The following is a 22,802-nucleotide window of genomic DNA, read 5'->3' as shown; positions in this document are numbered from 1 at the left end:
GCTTGCCCGCGATAGCGCCAGTGAGATCGCCATCGCAGGCAAGCCTGGCTCCTACAAAAGCGTTCACGCAATGGCCAAACGGCGCTCCAGCAGATCTTCAAGCTGATCAAGCAACTCGTCACTACGCAACAACTCGTAATGCCCCCCCGCCAACAAACGATCCACACCGTGGCGGCCGACCTGCGCCTCGAACACCCGGCGCTCATCGTCACGCCCGGCCACCCACCAGCGATGCGCCATGGCCTGAATCGCCGGTAATTGTCGATGGGCCAGCGCCAGTTGCTTGAGGCGTGAACCGGTGGCGAAGATTTGCGTCAATTCCCCCGCGCCCAACGCGGCATGCCCATTGACACCGTGCATGGCTGCCTCGATAACTGTTGTGGAGCCGTCGCGCTCGTTCAAGTCAGCCGCTTTCAGGGCAATCAACGCCTGAGCCTCATCGGCCGGCAACCCGAGCACAAACCTCAGGAAGTCGCCCAGATCCTCGCGCCAGTCCCCCGCTTCTGCGGTGCCCGCAACGTAACTGTCAACCAGCCCGGCAAACGCCACAGTTTCACCCTGGGATTCCATTTCGTGCGCGACCAATTGCGCCAACGCACCACCCAACGACCAGCCCAGCAAGTAATACGGCCCCTTGGCCTGCTGACGGCGGATCCGTTGCGCATAGGCTTGCGCCATGGCCAGCAATGATTCGTCCTGCCACTGCGGATCAAGCAGCATGCGACACTGCACGCCGTACACCGCGCGCCGGCCTTCCAGACGCCGCGCCAGCGGTTCGTAATCGAACACCGTGCCGAAACCGGCATGCAGGCAGAACAGCGCCGGCACATTGGGGATACGCGCGTTCAACGCCAGCAACGGGTCTGGCGCAGACGCCGGTTCAGCCGCCTGATAACCACTGAGTTCAGCGATGCACGGTTTCTGCATCAAATCCCGCAGCTTCAATTCGAAGCCCAATTGCGGCTGAATGCGCACCCGCGAGATGACTTTGAGCACCTGCAACGAATCGCCGCCGAGTTCGAAGAAATTGTCGTCGATGCCCACTTGCGGCACGCCAAGCACCTCTTGCCAGATCGCGGTCAGCGCCGTTTCCAGCGCGTTGCGTGGCGCACGATAGCCGCCGAGCGACCATTCAGGCTCCGGCAGTGCGCGACGGTCGAGCTTGCCGTTAGCCGACAGCGGGAAGCGCTCCAGCACCATAATCCGCGCCGGCACCATGTAATCGGGCAGTTGCGCATGTAGTTCAGACTTCAAGCGACGATCCAGCCCGACTGCGCCGGCCGCCACCACGTAACCGACCAATTGCTTGCCGGTCGGTGTGTCATGGACCACCACAGCGGCATCCTGCACACCCGCGTACCCACGCAGACGCGCTTCGATCTCGCCCAGTTCGATACGGAAACCACGGATCTTCACTTGCTGATCCAGCCGTCCCAGGTAATCGATCAACCCACAATCGCGCTGGCGCACCAGGTCGCCGGTGCGGTACATGCGGCCACCGGCGTAGAACGGATCAGGGATGAAACGCTCGGCGCTCATGCCCGGACGTTGGTGGTATCCGCGCGCCAGGCATTCACCGCCCAGGTACAGCTCACCGCTGACGCCCACCGGCAACGGATTGAGGTCGGCGTCGAGCACATACAAACCACGTCCCGCCACACCACGTCCGATTGGCGCATAAGCCGCGTCACAGTTTTCGCTGACCTCGGCACGCCACAACAGCGGCGTGACCACGGTTTCGGTCGGGCCATAGCCATTGACCAGACGCTGCGGACGCAAGGCGCGTTTGACCTGTTCGAAACTGGCGTCCGGCACCGCATCGCCGCCAAAGCAATACACCTCGACCGCCGGCGGATTGCCCAGGCGTTCGGCGACTTCGGCCATTTGTTGCAGATACGCCGGCGGGAAGCAGGCGACGGTGACGGCATGACGATGGAGCATTTCCAGGGTCTGTTCCGGGGTCCACAAACTGTCATCGCGAATCACCAGACTGCCGCCGGCCATCAGCACGCTTAGCCAGCGCTCCTGAGCGCCGTCGAAGGCGAACGACATGAAGTGCAGCTCGCGGCTGCGCGGTGCCAGTTCGTACAGGTCGATGATCCCCCGGCAATGCCGGGCAATCGGCCCGCGTTCCACGGCCACGCCTTTCGGTTGACCGGTGGAGCCAGAGGTGTAAATCAGGTACGCCAGATGCCCCGGCAACGGGTTGGAAACCGGGCATTCAACGTTTTCGGCATCGCTCAGTTGATCGAGCAACACGCGCGGCAGATTGTCGGCCACGGTCAACCGCTCGCCGAGATCACTGTCGCAGAGCAACAGGCTGACGGCCGAATCGCTCAACATATAAGCCAGTCGCTCGACCGGATACGCCAAGTCCAAAGGCAAGTAAGCCGCCCCGGCTTTAAGGACCGCAAGGAACGCGACAATCGTGCGCTCGGAACGCGGCAGGGCTACCGCCACCAGACTTTCCGGGCCGATGCCGCGACCGATCAACTGCTGCGCCAGCCCATTGGCCTGTTCCTCCAGATCGGCATAACTGACTTCGCGATCTTCACAGAACAAGGCGACTTTCTGCGGTTGCGTGCGCACATGCTGATTGAACGCGTGCAGCAAATCGGCGCTGTCACCCGATGCTTGCGCCAGGCTGATACGCGACTCAGACAAGCCAATATTGCCGAGCAAGCAGGTGGCATCCTCCGGCAATGCCCACAGCAGACCTTCAAGCTGCGCACGAATCCGCTGCACGTCCACTTCACTGAAGCGATCCCGCAGGAACAGATACTCGACTTCCAGGCCGTCTTCGTTAGCGCTGACCATCAAGTCCATCGGAAAATTGGTCACCCCGCCACTGCCGACCTCGGCAAAACGCAGCTCACCTTCCTCGCCCCCGCGCAATGCACGGTCCACCGGATGGTTTTCAAACACGATGATGCTGTCGAACAAGCCCTGGCCACCCTGCCCGGCCCAGCGCTGAATGTCCGACAACGGCGTGTGCTCGTAGTCGCGGACCAGCAGGTTGTAATCCTGCAAATCGCGCAACCACTCGCCCAACGGCTGTTGCGGGTCGAGGGTCTGGATCACCGGCAAGGTATTGATAAACAGTCCGAACATTTCTTGCGCCCCGGCCAGCCCGATCGGACGTCCCGCCACCGTGGCGCCGAACGCGACGCTGTGCTGGCCGCTGTGGCGTTGCAACAGCAGCAGCCAGGCACCTTGCACCAGCGTGTTGAGGGTCACGCGCTGTCGCTTGGCGAAGGTATGCAGTTTGCGTGTCGCCTCGGCGTCGAGGTTGCTGTACATCACGCCATGACCGGAACCTGCGGCACCTGAAGCCTTGGCCAGAATCGTCGGTTCTTCGAGCAATGCCAGGCGCTCGCGCCAGAAGCCTTCGGCCTGTGCACCGTCCTGACGTTGCAGCCAGGCGATGTAGTCGGCGTAGCGCCCGGTCAGGGTCGGCAACGTGTCGTGGTGATACAGGCGCAGCATGTCGCCCAACAGTCGCGAGGCACTCCAGCCGTCCAGCAGCAGGTGATGGTAAATCCAGATCATCTGGTAACGGTCATCGCCGAGGCGAACCAGAATGAAGCGCATCAACGGCGGGCAGCTCAGGTCGAAACCCTTGGCCTGTTCCGCTGCTGCCAGCGCTTTCAACGCCAGCTCGGTGTCGCTGCGCAAACGCCAATCGAGTTCTTCGATCGGCAACTCGATATCGGCGAACACCGCTTGCAGCGGATCGGCCAGGCCATCGCGCCAGCGAAATGCTGCGCGCAGCACTTCGTGACGCTCAACCAACGTCTGCCAGGCCGCGCGAAAACGCGGCACCTGCAAACCGTCCACCGCCACGCTCAACTGGTTGACGTAGGGGTTCAGCTCCGGCGAATCGAGGCAATGGAACAACATGCCTTGCTGCATGGGGGACAGCGGATACAGATCTTGCAGCCCCTCGCGGGCGGCAATATCGATGTGCGGCACCAGCGAGAAAGCTTCGACTTTCGACACTTCAACCAACGCCGCTTCACGGCTGCTGGCGACAGCGGCCAATGCGCGGATGGTCTGCTGTTCGAACAATTGCTTGGGACTGAACACCAACCCGCGCTGCCCGGCACGGCTCACCGCTTGCAGCGAGATGATCGAATCACCGCCCAGTTCGAAGAAGTTCTCGGTGACGCCCACCGACTCCAGCCCCAGCAGTTCCTGCCATATCTCCACCAGCAGCGCTTCGGCCGGCGACGCTGCGGCCACCTGATCCAGATTCTGTCGAGTAGCTTCAGGGGCCGGCAGCCCCTGACGATCAAGCTTGCCATTGGGCGTCAGCGGCAACGCCGCCAGACACATCAAATGCGCCAGCAGCATGTGCGCTGGCAAACGGCTGCGCAGGTGAGCCGTCAGCGCCTCACGCAAATCCTGCTCATCGGCGAGTGGATCGCGCGGCACCACGTAACCGACCAATTGGCGGCTGACCGGGCCTTCGCGGTCGATCACGAACGCTTCACGCACGCCCTCGTGTTCAAGCAGGCAGGCTTCGATTTCACCGAGCTCGATACGGAACCCGCGAATCTTCACTTGCTGGTCTATACGACCGAGGTATTCAACGACGCCATCGGCGCGGAACCGTGCGAGGTCACCGCTGCGATACAAACGTGCGCCCGGTACAAACGGATCCGGCACGAAACGCTCAGCGGTCAGGTCCGGACGTTGATGGTAACCGCGAGCGACGCCCTCGCCGCCCAGGTATAACTCACCCGCCACACCGACCGGCAACGGCTGCAAGCCGCCGTCCAGAATATAGGCGCTGCGATTGCCGACCGGCCGGCCAATCGGCATGAATGCCGAGTCGAATTCGGTATCCGGGCAGGCCAGCCAGATCAGCGGCGTGATCACTGTTTCGGTCGGGCCGTAGCCATTGATCAGGCGCTTGGGTTGCAGCACTTGCTGCACTTCATCGAAAGCATGTTTGGCCATACCTTCACCGCACGGAGTGTAGGAACGGATCGGCAGATCACGCCCCGCTTCGCCCATGAAATCGGCGATCTGCGCCAGGTAGCTCGGGGTGAAACAGGCGATGGTAATGCCGTGCTTTTCAATCTCGGCGCAGGTGCGCTCCACACTCCACAACTCATCGTCACGGGGCATCACCGCCGAACCGAATACTAGCGGTGTCAGCCAGCGTTCGTGGGCGCCGTCGAAGCTGATCGAGGCGAATTGCAGCTCGCGGTCATCCGGGGTCATGCCGTACAACTCGCCGATCGACAGGCAATGCATGGCCAACGGGCCGTGGGCCACGCTGACGCCTTTCGGCCGCCCGGTGGAGCCCGAGGTGTAAATCAGGTACGCGAGGTTTTCGCCACAGGTCAGGTTGACCGGGTTGGTGTCAGCCATCGATTCCAGCGGTTCGCGGTCGACTTCCAGCACCGCCAGACCTTGCGGCAACGGCAGTTTTTCCCGCAGCCACGATTGGCTGATGAGCAGCGAAATGCCGCTGTCTTCCATCAGGTAGCGCAGGCGTTCGGCCGGATACGCCGGGTCCAGCGGCACGTAAGCGCCGCCGGCCTTGAGGATCGCCAGCAGACCGATGATCATTTCCGGCGAACGCTGCATCGCCAGGCCGACCCGCACTTCCGGGCCGATGCCCAGTGCGCGCAAGCGGTGGGCTAATTGGTTGGCGCGACGGTTGAGTTGGTCGAAGCTCAATTCCAGGTCGTTAAAGATCAACGCCGTGGCGTCCGGACGGATAACAGCCTGGGCCTCGATCAATTGATGCACGCACAGCGGGGTTTCCGTTGCGGTGAACGCGGGATTCCACTCGACCAATTGTTGCGCGCGTTCCGGTGCGGTCAGCAGGTCCAGTTCACCCAATGCTGCCTGTGGCGCGGCGACCATCGCCGTCAGCAGCGCGGCTAAATGCTCGCTCATGCGGGCAATGGCTTCGCTGCTGAAGTGGGCGCATTGGTAGCTCCAGTTCAAGCTCAACTGCCTTTCGGCGGTGGCTGCCAGCGTCAGCGGGAAGTTGGTGCGTTCATGGTTGTGCGGGATCGAGAAGCTCAACCCGGCCGGTGCACCCTGTTGCAGCGCTTCGGCCACCGGGAAGTTTTCAAACACCAGCAGGCTGTCGAACAGCGGCTCGCCGGCACGTCCGGCCCAGCGCTGAATGTCGCCGAGGGCGGTGAATTCGTGCTCACGTAATTCCAGGTTCTGCGCCTGCAAGCGAGTCAACCAGTGGCCGACGCTTTCAACCGCATCCGGCGTGCTGATCACCGGCAAGGTGTTGATGAACAGCCCGAGCTGGCTTTCCGCCCCCGGCAAATCTACCGGCCGCCCGGCCACGGTTGCGCCGAACGCGACGCTGCGTTGACCGGTATAGCGTTGCAATAACAGCACCCAGGCGCCTTGCAACAAGGTGTTGAGGGTGACTTTTTGCTGACGGGCGAAATCGCTGAAGCGTTGGCTGGTGGCAACATCGAAAGGCTGACGATGGTCGGCAAACTCCGCCGTCGACAGGTTTTTACCGTCGCCATGGGCCAGGCTCTGGGCCAACAGCGTCGGATTGTCGAGGCTTGCCAGTTGCTCGCGCCAGAACAGCTCGTCAGCCTGCGCATCCTGACGTTGCAGCCAGTCGATGTAATCAGCGAAACGCCCTGTTGGCGCCTGCACTTCCTGCCCGGCATAACGCTGCAAGACTTCACTCAACAGCAGCGAGTTGCTCCAGCCATCCAGCAACAGGTGATGGTGGGTGTAGATCAGTTGCTGGCGCTCGTCGTCGAGTCGCACCAGGGTCAAGCGCATCAACGGCGCCCGGGTCGAGTCGAGTTGCAGGCGTTCGCTGTCGATCAGCTTCGCCAGTGCTTCGACCTGATCGCTGTGGCCACGCCAGTCGAGGCAGGTCATCGGCAGTTGCAGATGACGATGGACCAATTGCACCGGCGCTTCAAAACCATCCGGGAAGTGAAAACTGCTGCGCAGGATCGGATGGGTGTCGAGCACCGCTTGCCACGCGCGGCCCAAACGTTCGGCATCGAGGCCACGGGCTTCGACGCTGAGCTGGTTCACGTACGCGCCAGACTCGGACTCATACAAGCTGTGAAACAACAAACCGGCCTGCATCGGCGACAGCGGGTACAGGTCTTCGATGTGTGCCGGCGGCACCGGCAGGCCATCGAGTTGAGCCTGAGTCAGGCGCGCCAACGGGAAGTCCGCCGGGGTCACGCCGCCTGCGCCATCGCTCAGGCAATGGGCGATCAGCGCCAGCAATTCATTACGGAAATCTGCAGCCAGCGCTTCGATTTCACGCTGTTCGAAGCATTCGCGGCTGAAGGTCCAGTCGAGTTTCAGCTCACCGCCATAGACCTGACCGTCCACCGACAGCCAGTTCGGCAACGGTGCATCGGCCGATTGCGCCGCACCGCTGGATTCGCGCGCCGGGGTAAACAACGCGTCTTCGGCGAAGCTCTGGTCGAACTGGCCAAGGTAGTTGAACGTCACCCGCGCCTGCGGCAACGCGGCCAATGCCGCTTGGGTCGACGCATCGCCCATGTAGCGCAACAGGCCATAACCCATCCCTTTACCGGGGATCTCGCGCAGCTGTTGCTTGATTGCTTTGATCGAGCCCGCCAAGTCGGCGGTCGGCGTCAGGCGCACCGGGAACAGACTGGAGAACCAGCCAACGGTGCGGGTCAGGTCGATATCGCCAAACAGTTCTTCGCGACCATGGCCTTCAAGCTGAATCAGCGCCGAGGCGTCACCGGTCCAGCGGCTGAGGGTGCGGGCCAGTGCGGTCAGCAGCAGATCGTTGACCTGTGTGCGGTAGATCGCCGGGGCTTGTTGCAGCAATTTCCGGGTTTGTTCACGGTCGAGGCCGATGCTGACGCCTTGGCGCAAATGCCCGGTCTGGCTGGCCCCAACATTGGCCGCTGGCAACGAATAATTCGTCCCGCTGAGCTGCGTCTGCCACCAGCTCAGCTCGCTGACGGCGGCTTCGGAGCGTGCATAGGCGTCGAGTTTGTCGGCCCACGCCTGGAAAGCGCTGGTCTTCGGTGGCAGTTCTTGCCCAAGGTAGACCGCCTGCAAATCTTCCAGCAACACCCGCCACGACACACCGTCCACCGCCAAATGATGGATCACCAACAGCAAACGCTGGGAGCCATCGGCCTGCGCGATCAACGCCACCCGCAGCAACGGCCCGTCTTGCAGGCTGAGGCTGCGTTGCGCTTCGTCGCACACCGATTCCAGCGATACTTTGTTGGCCACGCGAGCGGTCCAGAGCATGTCGATGACATCAGCGCTGTCGGCCCCGACATAGCGCGCCGACCATTGGCCGTCGACCTGACTGAAGCGCAACCGCAGGGCATCGTGCTGCTTGAGCAGGCGTTGCAGCGCGGCTTGCAGGCGCGGCAATTCGAGGGTTTCGCGCGGCGTCAGCAGCACTGACTGGTTCCAGTGCGCGCGTTGCGGGATCGGTTCGTCGAAGAACCAGCGCTGGATCGGCGTGAGTGTTTGCGGCCCGTCCACCGGCCCTTGTTGCGCCAGCGGTGCGGCTTGCTCCTTCACTACGGCGGCCAGCGCTTGCAACGTCTGCTGCTGGAACAGGTCACGGGGTTGCAGGCTCAGCCCCGCACGGCGCGCACGGCTGACCACTTGAATCGAAATGATCGAGTCGCCACCGAGTTCAAAGAAGTTGTCCTGACGCCCGACCTGCTCCACGCCCAATACGTCTTGCCAGATCTGCGCCAGCACCTGTTCGTGCACGCTGCGGGGGGCTTCGAAGGCGCGTTGGCCGACTTGCGCGGTTGGCGTCGGCAGACGTTTGCGCTCGAGTTTGCCGTTGGGGCTGAGCGGCATTTGCTCGATCAGCACGGTCTGCGACGGCACCATGTAATCCGGCAGGCTGGCGAGCAGATGGCCTTTCAGGGTTTCGCGCCACGCGCCTTGTTGCTTGGCGTCGGCGGCCACTAATGCGCGATCCTGCGGCACGACGTACGCGACCAGTTGTTTGCCGCTCGGGCCATCGAGGGCCAACACCACGGCTTCCTGCACGTCGGCATGCTCTTGCACGCGCGCTTCGATTTCGCCCAGTTCGATGCGCAAACCGCGAATCTTCACTTGGTGGTCAATACGCCCGCAGTAGTCGATGGCGCCGTCAGCGCGATAACGCGCCAAGTCACCGGTGCGGTACAAACGCTCGCCGCTGCCGAACGGATCGACCACAAAACGCTCGGCGGTCAGCGCGCCACGACGGTGATACCCGCGCGCCAGACCGACACCACCGAGGTACAACTCGCCCACCGCGCCCAGTGGCAACGATTGCAGTTCGCTGTCGAGGATGCAGGTGCGCAGGTTGGCAATGGGACGGCCAATCGGCACGCTGTCGCGGCCTTCTTCCACGCACGTCCAATGGGTCACGTCTATGGCCGCTTCGGTCGGGCCATAGAGGTTGTAGAGATTGGCTTGCGGCAGGCTGCGCAAGCTCTGGCGTTGCAGCTCCATCGGCAGCGCTTCACCGCTGCAAATGATGCGTGTCAGCGAGGTACAGGCCAACGACTCATCGGCAGCGATGAACGCCGAGAGCATCGACGGCACAAAGTGCAGCGTAGTGATTGCCTGTTCGACGATCAATGCCGCGAGACGTTGTGGATCGCGATGTTCGCCCGGTGCGGCGATCACCAGTGTTGCGCCCTTCATCAGCGGCCAGAAAAATTCCCACACCGACACGTCGAAACTGAACGGGGTCTTTTGCAGCACGCGGTCTGTGGGCTGCAAGTTGTAGGCTTGCTGCATCCATTCCAGACGGTTGTGCAGCGCTACATGGCGGTTGCCCGCGCCCTTGGGCTTGCCGGTGGAGCCGGAGGTGTAAATCACATAGGCGAGGTTTTCAGCGACGGCAAGGTTTGGCAGGTCGTCGCTCGGCAGTTCACTCAGCCAATCGGCTTCGGCGCGCAGGCACAAGGTGCGCACGGTATCGGGTGTCGGCAGTTGCGCCTGCAGATGCTCCTGCGTCAGCAACAACGAAATGCCGCTGTCTTCGATCATGTAACTCAGGCGATCCAGCGGGTATTCCGGGTCCAGCGGCACATAGGCGCCACCGGCCTTGAGAATCGCCAGCAGGCCGACGACCATTTCGAACGAGCGGTCGCAGGCAATTCCGACGAGCACTTCCGGGCCGACACCCTGGGCGCGCAAGTGATGGGCCAGACGGTTGGCGCGCAGGTTCAATTCGGCGTAACTCAGGCTCTGGTTCTGGAACACCAACGCCGTCGCCGCACCGTTTTCAGCCACACGCTCTTCGAAATGCCGCTGCACGCAGACTTCACCGGGATAAGCCTGAGCGGTGTCATTGAGGTCATCGAGAATGCGCAGACGCTCGTCGGCGTTCAGTAGCGGCAACTCGGCGAGCGGGCATTGCGGGTTCGCCAGCACACCGGCCAACAGGTTGCGCCAGTGACGGGCCAAATGCTCGATACGCTCGGCGTCGAACAAATCAGTAGCGTAGGTCAGGCTGGCGAACAGTTTGTCGCCCTCCTCCTGCGTGTCCAGTTGCAGGTCGAATTGCGTGGTGTGCACCGTGGCGTTCAGCGCTTCGACACGCAGCCCGGCGAGCAAACCGCTGACCGCTGCCGGTTTGGCTTGCTGATGGTTGAACATCACCTGGAACAACGGACTGTGGCTGAGGCTGCGTTCACCTTGCAGAGCCTGCACCAGCCGCTCGAACGGCAAGTCCTGATACTCCTGAGCATCCAGCGACGCAGTGCGGGTCTGGTCGAGCAATTGGCTGAACGGCAGACGACCGTCCAGTTCCGCGCGCATCACCTGGGTGTTGACGAAGAAGCCGATCAGGCCACGGGTCTCCGTGCGGTTACGGTTGGCAATTGGCACGCCAACGCGCACGTCGGACTGGCCGCTATAGCGATAGAGCAACGCCTGAAAGCTCGCCAGCAACAGCATGAACGGCGTGACGCCGCGCTGTTTGGCCAGGTTCATCAACCCGCTGGCCAAGTTTGCATCGAGGGTGAAATCCAGACGCGCACCGCGCTGACTTGGTTGCGCCGGACGTGGGCGATCAGTCGGCAACTCCAGCAGCGGTTGTTCGCTTCCCAGCGTCTCGCGCCACCAGTTGAGCTGACGCTCCAGCTCCCCCGCTTCCATCCAGCGGCGTTGCCACAGGGCGTAATCGGAATATTGAATCGGCAGCGTTTCCAGCGCTTCGTTCTGCCCTTGGCTATGCGCGGCGTAGAGCCGGGAGAATTCCTCCACCAGCACGCCCATCGACCAGCCATCGGTGACAATGTGGTGCAGGGTCAGCAACAGCACATGGTCTTCAGAATCGAGCTGCAACAGGCTGACTCGCAACAGTGGGCCGTGCTGCAGATCAAATGGCAGTGCAATTTCCTGCTCGACGCTTTTCATCGCGAGATCGAGGCGGTTTTCCTCAGGTTCGCCGCGCAGATCGATGTGTTCGATCACCAGCGAGGTGAACTCGGCCAGTGTCTGAACGACTTGACCGTCATCCTCGACAAATCGGCTGCGCAGGCTTTGATGCCGCTCCAGCAACACGTCAAAACTCTGCTGCAACGCCGCGACATTCAGCGGCCCGTGCAAGCGCAACGCGGCCGGGATGTTGTACGCAGAACTGTGCGGATCCAGCTGCCAGAGGAACCATTGGCGCTGCTGCGCATACGACAGTTCGAAGCTCGTTTTCGGCTCGGCAGCCGGCGGAATCGGCAGTTGGCCGAAACTCACGCCCTGCTCTTGCATGCGGCTCAGAAACTCGCGGCGCTTGTCGGCGGGCAGGCCGGCGAAACGGCTGGCGATACGCTGGGCAGTGGTGTGTTCCATCAGTTGATCTCCATCTCGTCGAGAAGCGACTCAAGCGCATCAAGACGTGCATCGTTGTCAGCCGGGGCGTGTTGCCCGGCCATGGCGGCATAAGCCTGCAGGTCGGTGGACTCGAACAGCGCGCGCAGCGGCAACTCGATACCCAGTTCCAGTTCCACACGGGCACTGGCCTGGGCGGCGAGCAACGAATGCCCGCCCAATTCAAAGAAGTTGTCGCGCCGGCCGATCTGCGCCACGCCCAGCACCTCGGCCCAGATCGCCGCCAGTTGCGGTTCGAGGTCGCCTTCGGGGGCTTCGAACGGCCGTTGCCATTCCTCTGCATCCGGCGCCGGCAAGGCGTTGCGGTCGAGCTTGCCGTTGGCGGTCAGCGGCAAGGCGTCGAGCAGCAACCAATGGCTCGGCACCATGTAATCCGGTAGATCAACCTTGAGCGCGGCACGCAGGTTGTCGCGCCAGGCTATCGGGTCGTGTGGGGTTTGCTCGGCCACGACGTAGGCGCACAACTGCGGTCCGCCGTCGCCGTTGTGCACGTTCAACACCGCTTGGCGCACGCCCGGTTGGGTCAACAGTGCGGCTTCGATTTCGCCGAGTTCGATGCGGAAACCGCGAATTTTCACTTGCTGATCTATCCGCCCGAGATAGTCGATGCTGCCGTCGCCACGCTGCCGCGCCAGGTCGCCGCTGCGATAGAGTCGTTGCGAAACGTCGAATGGGCTCGGCACAAAACGCTCGGCGGTCAGGCCACAACGCCCGTGATAACCCCGCGCCAGGCCAGCGCCAGCGATGTACAACTCACCCGCCACACCCACCGGCACCGGCTGCAACTGGCTGTCGAGCAAGTACCAGCGCAGGTCGCGGATCGGCAGGCCAACCGGGCTTTGCGCCTTGCCGTCAAGGTCGGCCAGACGAATCGCGCGATAGGTCACGTGCACCGTGGTTTCGGTGATGCCGTACATGTTGACCAAGGTGGGCTGCTGGTCGCCGAAGCGTTCGAACCAAGGACGCAGGCTGGCGACTTCGAGGGCTTCGCCGCCGAAAATCACCTGACGCAGGGCCATGCTTCGCGGGCTGGCGCAGGCAATCGGCAACAGTTGGCGGAAAGCGCTCGGAGTCTGGTTCAACACCGTCACGCCTTCATCACAGAGCAAGCGGTGAAACGCTTGCGGTTCGCGGCTGATGTCATACGGCACGATCACCAGACGCCCACCCGTGCACAGCGAACCGAACAGCTCCCACACCGAGAAGTCGAACGCGTAGGAATGGAACAGCGTCCAGACATCGGCCGGGCCGAAGTTGAACTCGCTGGCGGTGGCCGTCAGCAGACGCCCGACGTTGGCATGACTGAGCAACGCGCCTTTTGGCCGGCCGGTAGAGCCGGAGGTGTAAATCACATAGGCGAGGTTGTCTGGAGTGGCCAGCATCGGCAGGTTCTCATCGCTGAAAGCGTCCAGTTGAAGCGATTCCAGACTCAGCATCTGTACGCCATCGCGGGCCGGTAAACCGTCGATCAAATGTTGTTGGGTCAACAGCAACGTGATGCCGCTGTCTTCGATCATGTAGCTCAGGCGCTCGGCCGGGTATTGCGGATCGAGCGGCACATAAGCGCCGCCGGCCTTCAGAATCGCCAGTAACCCGACCACCAGCGGCATCGCCCGCTCAGTGGCGATGCCGACGCGCACTTCCGGGCCGACACCCTGCTCTCGCAGTTTGCGCGCCAGTCGATTGGCCTGGGCGTTGAGCGCGGCGTAGCTCAGTTGCTCGCCTTCGTAGACCAGCGCGATTGCGTTCGGCCGTTGCGCAGCCTGAGCCTCGAATAACCGGTGCAAGGTTGACGACAGTGGTTGCGCCTCGAATGCCGGGTTCCAGTGCTGAATCAACGCCTCATATTGCGGTGCTTGCAGCAGCGGTAGTTCGGCGACGCGTTGCTGTGGATCGTTGACCACCGCACGCAGCAGGTTCAGCCACTGCTCGGCGAGACGTTGCATCGACGCCTCGTCGTACACATCCGTGGCGTAAGTCAGGCTGGCATCGAGTTCTTCGCCTTGCTCTTGAGTGTCAAGTACCAAATCGAATTGCGCGGTGTGCTGCTGCCAGTGCAGACGCTCGACCTGCAAGTCAGCGACGCTGCGCTCGACGCTCGCGCCCATTTGCTGCTGATGGTTATAGAGCACCTGGAACAACGGGCTGTGATTGAGGCTGCGGTCGGGTTGCAAGGCGTCGACTAACTGCTCGAACGGCACGTCCTGATTGGCCTGTGCATCCAATGCGACCTGTTTGACCTGTTGCAGCAAGGTGCTGAATGGCTGCTGTCCGTCGATCTCGGCCCGCAGCACCTGGGTGTTGATGAAGAAGCCCATCAGGCCTTCGGTTTCCAGGCGCGAACGCCCCGCGCCGGGCACGCCGACGCTAATGTTTGACTGTCCGCTCTGGCGATGCAGCAAGGTCTGGAAACTCGCCAGCAACAGCATGAACAAGGTCACCTGTTGCTCGTGGGCACGTTGACGCAAACCGGCGAGCAGTTCGCGATCAACATTCAGCATCAGGCTGGCGCCGCGCTTGGTGTGACGGGCCGGGCGGGTCAGTTCACATGGCAACTCCAGCGGCGTTTGGTTGCCTTTCAGTTGCTCGCTCCACCACGCCAGTTGACGTGCGCCTTCGCCGGCCTCCAGCCAGTCGCGTTGCCAATGGGCGTAGTCGCTGTAGCTGACCGGCAAACTGTTCAGGTTTGCATCGCGACCTTCGACTGCCGCCTGATACAGCGCGCTGAACTCATCGACCATGACCTGCATCGACCAGCCATCAGCAGCGATGTGGTGAACGGTCAGCACCAGCAAGTGTTCGTCAGTGTTCACTTGCAGCAGCAACACGCGCCACAGCGGGCCGTTGCGCAGATCGAATGGCCGGGCGATTTCTTCGGCCACCGCGCTTTCGACTGACGATTGATCGAGCGTGCGCTGTTCCAGTTGCAGCGCCAGTGTGTCGTGCAGCACCGGATGGACCTGCTGACCGTCCTGTTCGAAAGTGGTGCGCAGGGTTTGGTGACGAGCCTGCAATTGAGCGAAGGTTTCGCGCAGGGCATTGAGGTTGAGCGAACCCTTGAGGCGCAGCGCAGCGGGAATGTTGTAGGCCGGGCTTTGTGGGTCCAGTTGCCAGAGAATCCATTGGCGCTGCTGGGCGTAAGACAGGATCGGCGGCTGATCGGCAGGCGCAGGTTGCAGGATCGGTTGGCCGCTGATGTTCGCCAGTGCCGCTCGCTCGGCAAACTCCGCCAGATTCGCGGCCGAGAACAGACTGCTCACCGACAGTTCGAGTTGCAACTGTTGACGCACCCGCGAAATCACCTGAAGCACCAGCAACGAGTGACCGCCCAGTTCGAAGAAGTTGTCGTCGCGCCCCACGCGCTCGACTTGCAGCACCTCTGCCCAGATCAGCGCCACTTGTGTTTCCAGCCCTTGGGCCGGAGCCACGAAGTCACGTTGAACATCGCTGGCTTCAGCACGCGGCAAAGCTCTGCGATCCAGTTTGCCGTTGTTGTTAAGCGGCAATCTGGCCAGCAGGATCAGGTGGCTTGGCACCATGTATTCCGGCAGCGACCGACGCAGAACGGCTTTGAGGCCTTCCAGATATTCAGTTTCAGAAACCACCGCATCGCTGGCCACGACATACGCCACCAGTTGCGTGCCATCCTGAGCGATGACGGCTGCATCACGCACGTCCTCACAGGCTTGCAGGCAGGCTTCAATCTCGCCCATTTCAATGCGAAAACCGCGGATCTTCACTTGGTGATCGATACGGCCGACGTATTCCAGATGCCCGTCAGCGTTGTAGCGCGCCAGATCGCCGCTGCGGTACAGCCGCGCGCCCGGCTCACGGGCAAACGGGTCCGGCAGGAAACGTTCGGCGGTCAGCGCCGGGCGATCAAAGTAGCTTTGCGCGAGGCAGGCCGGTGCGCCTATACACAACTCGCCGACGCCAGCGTTGGGCAGCAATTGACCGGCCGCGTCCAGCACGTACAACGCACGACCGGCGATGGCGCGACCAATTGGAATGCCAAACGCGTCGCTGGCATCGTCGAGTCGGCATTCATGCACGCTGGAGACCACGGTCGCTTCGGTCGGGCCGTAGGTGTTGAGCAGTCGCACGTGGCTCAAACCGGCCTGATGCCACAAACGCAAACCTTCCACCGACATCGCTTCACCACCGACGTGGACCTGGCGCAAATCACCGAGACTGCGCACCCCGCCGCTCGCGCATTCGCGGGCCAGCAAGTACCAGTAAGCTGCCGGTAAGTCCGCCACGGTGACGCCTTGCTGGACGATTTGAGCGGCCAGTCGCCCGGCATCCCACAACTCATCACCGCGCATGATCAACGCCGCACCGACACACAACGCCGGGAAGCACTGTTCGACGAAGCCATCGAAACTGAAGGTCGCGAACTGCAACACGCGGTCCGCCGCCGACAGCATCGAATAGTCGACGGCGGATTGGCAGAATTCGTGCAACGCGGCATGGGTGATGGCCACGCCTTTGGGCTGACCTGTGGAGCCTGAGGTGTAGATGACGTAGGCCAGGTCTTCGGCGACCGCTTGATTTGGCGGATTGCTGTCGGGGTAGCCGGTGTTGTCGTCGAGGCTGAGACGAAGCACGCCCGACACATCCTCCAGCAGACCGGATTCGCACAGCAGCACATCGAGGCGGCTGTCGTCGATCATGTACGCCAGGCGTTCGGCCGGATAGCTCGGGTCCAGCGGCACGTACGCCGCGCCAGTTTTCAGCACCGCCAGCAGGCTGACGATCAATTGCGGACTACGGTGCAGCGCCAGCCCGACACGTTTGCCGGGACCGGCGCCGTTTTCAATCAGGCGATGGGCCAGTCGGTTGGCCTGGGTGTTCAACTGCGTGTAGCTGAGGGATTGGCTGTCGACCTGCAACGCCAGTGCTTGCGGGGTGACGGCAGCCTGAGCGGCGATTTGTTCATGGACCAATAAGGTTGTGGATAACTGAACCGGGGCCGCTTGGCTGATCGCAAGCAGCGCTTTTTTGCCATCGATATCGAGCAGTTCCAGCGCGCCCAATGCCGCATCCGGCAGCGCCACCAACTGCATCAGCAGATGCTGCAAGTTGGCCGACAACTCAGCGACCTGTGCCGCACTGAACCGCGCCGCGTCGTAGCTGAACTCCAGACTCAAGCCCTCACCCAGCTCAATACCCAACGTCAGCGGATAATGCGTGCGCTCGTGGTTATGCAGGTTGCCAAACGACAGCCCGGCCGGGGCGCCCTGTTTCAGCGCTTCGGCCACCGGGAAGTTTTCGAACACCAGCAGGCTGTCGAACAGCGCCGAACCCTGCTGCCCCGCCCAACCCTGAATGTCATAAAGCGGCACATGCTCGAACTCGCGCACGGTCAGGTTCAGCCCTTGCAGCTCGCTCAGCCATTGGCTGACGGTTTGCTCAGGGTTCATCGCGCACACCAGCGGCAGCGTGTTGATGAACAGTCCGAGTTGCTCTTCGATCCCCGGCAGCGGCGCCGAACGACCCGCGACGGTGGCACCGAACACCACGCAATCCTGGCCGGTGTAGCGATGCAGTAACAGACTCCACGCCGCTTGCAGAACGGTGTTGAGGGTGACTTTCTGTTGGCGGGCAAAATCGGCCAGACGCTGAGTTGCGCGACTGTCGAGGGCGACTCGATACTCTTCGCGGCCCTGCGCGCCCACTGGCGGGCGCAAGGCTTCAGCGAGCAATGTCGGCGCCTCCAGCGGCGTCAACGCGGCTTTCCAGAACTGCTCGCCAGCGACGGCGGATTGCTGCTGTAACCAGCCCAGATAATCGCGGTATTGCCCGGTCGGTGTCGGCAGCGATTGCCCGGTGGCGTAATGCTGAATCACTTCGGCCAGCAACTGCGCATTGCTCCAGCCGTCCATCAAGATGTGGTGGCTGGTGTAGATCAGGTGCCAATCGTTGGAGTCGGTGCGGACCAGCTTCAAGCGGAACAGCGGCGCGCTGCCCAATTCGAATCCTTGGGCGCGCTCGGCATCGGCCAGCGCATCGGTGTCGGTCGCGTCCAGCACTTCGAGTGGCAACTCGACCTGACGGACAATCGCCTGATGCGCGGTGTCGAGACCTTGCCAGTGGAAGCTACTGCGCAGGATGTCGTGGCGTTCCAGTGCGGTCTGCCAGGCTTGCGCAAAGCGCTGCGAATCGAGGCCTTGAATGTCCAGGCGCAACTGGCTGAGGTAGGCGCCGACTTCTGGTTCGTACAGGGTGTGGAACAGCATGCCCTGTTGCATGGGCGACAGCGGATACAGGTCTTCAAAGTTCGCGATCGGCAATGCGTCGAGTTGTACCTGACTGATGCGCGCCAGCGGGAAGTCCGACGGCGTGGCTTGGGGCATTTCAACGGCACAGCAGTGATCGATCAGCGCCTTGAGTTCCAGCGCGTAATCGTCTGCCAGACGCTGGATGGTCGCGATGTCGAACATCTCGCGGCTGAACCCCCAGCTCAGCGACAACTCGCCGCCGTAGACCTGACCTTCAACCGTCAGCCAATTGCCCAACGGCGCCGAAGGATCCTGCGCCACACCGTTACCTTCGGTAGAGGGCACGAACATCGCCGCATCGTCGAACTGACGGTCAAACTGCCCCAGATAGTTGAAGGTAATGCGCGGTTGCGGCAAAGCTTCCAGTTCGGTACGAATCGTCGGGCTGCCGAGATAACGCAGCGCGCCGTAACCGAGGCCCTTGTCCGGCACGCCGCGCAGTTGTTCCTTGATGCTTTTGACCGATGCGCCGAGATCGCTCGACGGCACCAGATTGACCGGGAACAGGCTGGTGAACCAACCCACGGTACGGGTCAGGTCGATGTCGTCGAACAGGTCTTCGCGGCCATGGCCTTCGAGCTGAATCAGCGCACTGCCCTGCCCGCTCCAGCGGCACACTGCTCGTGTCAGTGCGGTCAGCAGCAGGTCGTTGACCTGGGTCCGATACGCCGCCGAGGCGTTTTGCAGCAGTTTGCGGGTGTGGTCGGCGTCGAGTTTGAACTCGATTTTGTGTTCGAAGCGGTTTTCCAATGCGCCATTGGGGCGGTCGCAGGGCAGATTATTCGGTGCGTTGTTGAGTTGGGTCAGCCAATAACCGTGGCTGTTTTCAAAGGCTGGAATGTGCGCTTGCAGACGGGCAACCCAGCGCTGATAGCTACTGGTTTTCGCCATGGAAATATTGCCGCTGTAGAACTGCTGAAGATCTTCCAGCAGCACGCGCCAGGAGACGCCGTCTACCGCCAGGTGATGAATCACCAGCAACAGGCGTTGTGTACCGTCAGCCATCGCCACCAGCAGCGCGCGCATCAGCGGGCCATTGTGCAGATCAAGACTACGTTGGGCTTCATCGCACAGGACGTTGAGTTCTTCGAGCGACTGCGCCTGACGCTGCCACAACACCGACTCCGTGGTGGATGCGGCGTAGATTTGCTGCCAGCCTTCGACGGTCTGTTCATAACGCAGGCGCAAGCTGTCGTGGTGAGACAGCAATTGCTCAATGGTGCGATCCAGCGCCTCGGCGTTCAACACCTCACGCGGCACCAGCAGCAGCGACTGGTTCCAGTGCTGGCGCTCGGGGATTACCTGTTCGAAGAACCACTGTTGCACCGGCGCCAACGCCACCGCGCCCATTGCCGGACCTTGGTCGATCAATGGCTCCTCGCCGCTGCGGGCCGCTTGAGCGAGGCTGCGGATGGTCTGGTGCTGGAACAGGTCTTTGGGGCTCAACACGATCCCGGCCTGACGCGCGCGGCTGACCACTTGCATGGACACGATCGAGTCGCCGCCCAGTTCGAAGAAGTTGTCTTCCAGACCGACGTTGTCGATGGCCAGTACGTCCTGCCAGATCGCGGCGAGGGATTTCTCCAGCACACTGCGCGGCGCAACGTGCTCGCGTTGTTTCTGTGAACCATCGACCGTCGGCAAGGCTTTACGGTCGAGTTTGCCGTTGGGGGTCAGCCGCAGGTGATCGAGGAACAGCAGAAACGCCGGGACCATGTAGTCCGGCAGGTACTGACGCAGTGTGGCTTTCAAGGTTTCACGCAGGGTCGTTTGCGCGTCGGCATCGTCCAGCAACGCTGGATCATTCGGCACGATGTAAGCCACCAGCTGCTGACCGTTGACACTATCCTGCGCCAGCACCGCCACTTCGCGCACGGCGTCCTGCTGCAACAGTCGCGCTTCGATCTCTCCCAGTTCGATGCGAAAGCCACGGACCTTGACCTGATGGTCGATGCGCCCGATGTATTGCAGCGTGCCGTCGGCCTGATAGCGGGTCAGGTCACCGGTGCGGTACAGACGCTCGCCGTTGCTGGCGAACGGATTCGGCACATACTTTTCGGCGGTCATGCCCGGCCGCGCCAGGTAACCGCGGGTGATGCCAGCGCCGCTCAGATAGAGCTCGGCAGAGACGCCTTGCGGCACCGGTTGCAGTTCGGCATCCAGCAAATAGCTGGCAGTGTGTTTGAGCGGGCGACCAATGTTCGCGCGTCCACCGGCCTCGCGTCGGGTCCAGGTCGAATAAGTGGTGTCTTCCGACGGGCCGTACAGGTCGTAGACGTGTTCGACGGTCGGCTGCTGATACAGCGCGTCCACCAGGCTCTGTTTCAGTGGTTCACCGGCGAGGTTGATGATGCGCACACTCGGCGGGATCTGCCCGTCGCGCTGCAACGCATTGATCGCCGACGGCACGGTGTTGATCAAGCGCACCTGATCCCGCGCCGGCAGCTGCGGCAATTCCAGGGCATTGCGGGCGATGATCACCGAGCCGCCATTGGCCAGGGTCACAAACAGCTCCCACACCGACAGGTCAAAACAGACCGAGGTCGAGGCCAGCACCCCTTGAATGTCTTCGCGGCTGTAGACCGATGTCGACCAGTCGATCAGCGCCAGCACGTTGCGATGGGCGATGGCCACGCCTTTGGGGTTGCCGGTGGAGCCGGAGGTGTAGATGATGTAGGCGAGGTTGTCCGGCGTGACGCGAGTTTGCGGGGCGTTTTCCGGGTATTCGGCCCATGCCATGGCGTCCAGCAGCAACACTTGGGTATCGGCTGTCACGGTCAATGTCGCGGCGACCGATTGTTCCGTCAGCAATACCAACGCGCGGCTGTCTTCGAGCATGTAGGCAACGCGTTCGGCCGGGTAATCCGGGTCCAGCGGCACGTAGGCGCCGCCGGCCTTGAGTACCGCAAGCAGCGCCACCAGCAAGTTTTCCGAGCGCGGCATGGCGACGCCGACACGGACTTCCGGGGCGACGCCCAGCTCGATCAGTTTGTGCGCCAGGTGATTGGCCTGGATGTCGAGTTCGGCGTAAGTCAGCTGCTTGGTGCCGAAGGTCACTGCCAATGCATTCGGATTAGCTGCGGCTTGCTGGCTGATCAGCTCGTGAATGCACAGGTCTTGCGGAAAGCCTTCGCCGGCGTGATTCCAGTCGTGCACGATGCGCTGGTATTCCGCGCTTTCCAGCAGCGGCAAGTCACTGACGCGCTGCGTCGGATCGCTGACCATGCCTTGCAGCAGATGGGTCCAGTGTTGCGCCATGCGCGCGATGGTATCTGCGTCGAACAGGTCGTTGGCGTACGTCAGCGCAGCGTACAGCTTGCCGCGCTTTTCATTGGTGTTGAGGTCGTAAGTGTCGAGGGTCAGGTCGAACTGGGTGGTGCGCCCTTCCCACTCGATCACGCCCAGCGCCAGACCGGACGCCGTGCTGACCGTGGCAATGTCCGCGACCTGCGGTTGGTGGTTGTACATCACCTGGAACAGCGGCGTGTGGCTGAGGCTGCGTTCCAGTTTCAGTGCCTCGACCAGGCGCTCGAACGGTAAATCCTGGTGGGCCTGGGCGCCGAGGGCGGTTTCCTTGATGGCGCGCAGCAAGTCGTCGACGCGGGTCTGGCCGTCGAGTTGCGTGCGCAGCACTTGGGTGTTGACGAAGAAACCAATCAGGCCTTCGATCTCTGCGCGATTGCGGTTGGCAATCGGCACGCCGACGCGGAGGTCGGTCTGCCCGGTGTAGCGATGCAGCAGCGCATTGAAGGCGCCGAGCAACAGCATGAACAGGGTGATGGTGTGCTTTTGCGCCGTGGCTCGCAGTTGCTCGGCCAGTTGCGCATCGACGGCGAATTCGTAGCGAGTGCCGCGATAGCTTGGCATTGCCGGGCGCGGGTGGTCGGTGGGCAGCTCCAGCACCGGGTGCTCGTTGCCCAGTTGTGCTTGCCAGTAATCGAGTTGGCGCGCCTGCTCGCCGGCTTCCAGCCAGCGCCGCTGCCACAGGGCGTAGTCGCTGTATTGAATCGGTAACGGTGCGAGAGGTGGTTGTGCGCCCGCGTCGAACGCGTCGTAGCAGCGGATGAATTCGTCGATCAGCACGTTCATCGACCAACCGTCGGACACGATGTGGTGCAGGGTCAGTAACAGCACGTGTTCCTGATCGGCGAGTTTGAGCAAGCTGACGCGCAGCAAAGGGCCGACTGCAAGATCGAACGGCTGCACGGATTGCTGCTCGGCTGCTTGTGCGACCGCGAGTTCGCGCTCAGGCGCCGGTAATGCGCTGAAATCCACATGATCGATCACCAGCGGTGTGCGGGCCGGCACTTGCAGCAAGCTGTCGTCGGCCTGGCGCTGGAACACCGTGCGCAGGGTTTCGTGACGCTCAATGAGGCTGGCGAATGCCTGCTCCAACGCGGACGGGTTCAAATGCCCGGTCAGGCGCACCGCGCCCGGCAGGTTGTACGCGCCGCTGTGCGGGTCCAGTTGCCAGAGAAACCACATGCGTTGCTGGGCAAAGGACAACGCCTGGCGATCCTCGGCCTCGACGCCAACCGGAATGGGAAACCGGGCGAAATCAACGCCTTCCTTGTGCAAGGCCGCAAGGAACATCTGACGCTTTTCCAGGGGCAACCCGATAAACCGGCGAGCAAGTTTCAAGGAGTCTTCAGCATT

1 protein-coding gene and 3 pseudogenes are annotated in these 22,802 nt (G+C 62.2%); all 4 read right to left on the bottom strand.

Annotated features, from left to right (window positions below; all coding sequences use genetic code 11):
* Positions 1-63 precede the first annotated feature (63 nt).
* Positions 64-11,826 carry a non-ribosomal peptide synthase/polyketide synthase gene (locus KGB06_RS09185; RefSeq protein WP_223514289.1) on the bottom strand — a complete coding sequence of 3,921 codons (11,763 nt, stop codon included), beginning with the start codon at positions 11,824-11,826 and terminating at the stop codon, positions 64-66.
* A pseudogene (locus tag KGB06_RS30070) lies at positions 11,826-12,035 on the bottom strand (phosphopantetheine-binding protein); the annotation flags it as partial. The pseudogene KGB06_RS30070 and the gene KGB06_RS09185, both read right to left, overlap by 1 nt.
* Before the next feature lie 183 nt (positions 12,036-12,218).
* A pseudogene (locus tag KGB06_RS30065) lies at positions 12,219-13,580 on the bottom strand (amino acid adenylation domain-containing protein); the annotation flags it as partial.
* Positions 13,581-13,760: 180 nt separating this feature from the next.
* A pseudogene (locus KGB06_RS09180) lies at positions 13,761-22,631 on the bottom strand (amino acid adenylation domain-containing protein); the annotation flags it as partial.
* Between the last annotated feature and the right edge of the window lie 171 nt (positions 22,632-22,802).

The organism is Pseudomonas sp. GL-B-19, assembly GCF_019956415.1.
GTDB lineage: Bacteria > Pseudomonadota > Gammaproteobacteria > Pseudomonadales > Pseudomonadaceae > Aquipseudomonas.
This window is presented reverse-complemented; position numbering and strand designations above follow the sequence as displayed.

Excerpts from the sequence above, each read along its gene's own strand:
- KGB06_RS09185 (WP_223514289.1), bottom strand. The coding sequence starts at position 11,826 with ATGGAACACACCACTGCCCAGCGTATCGCCAGCCGTTTCGCCGGCCTG.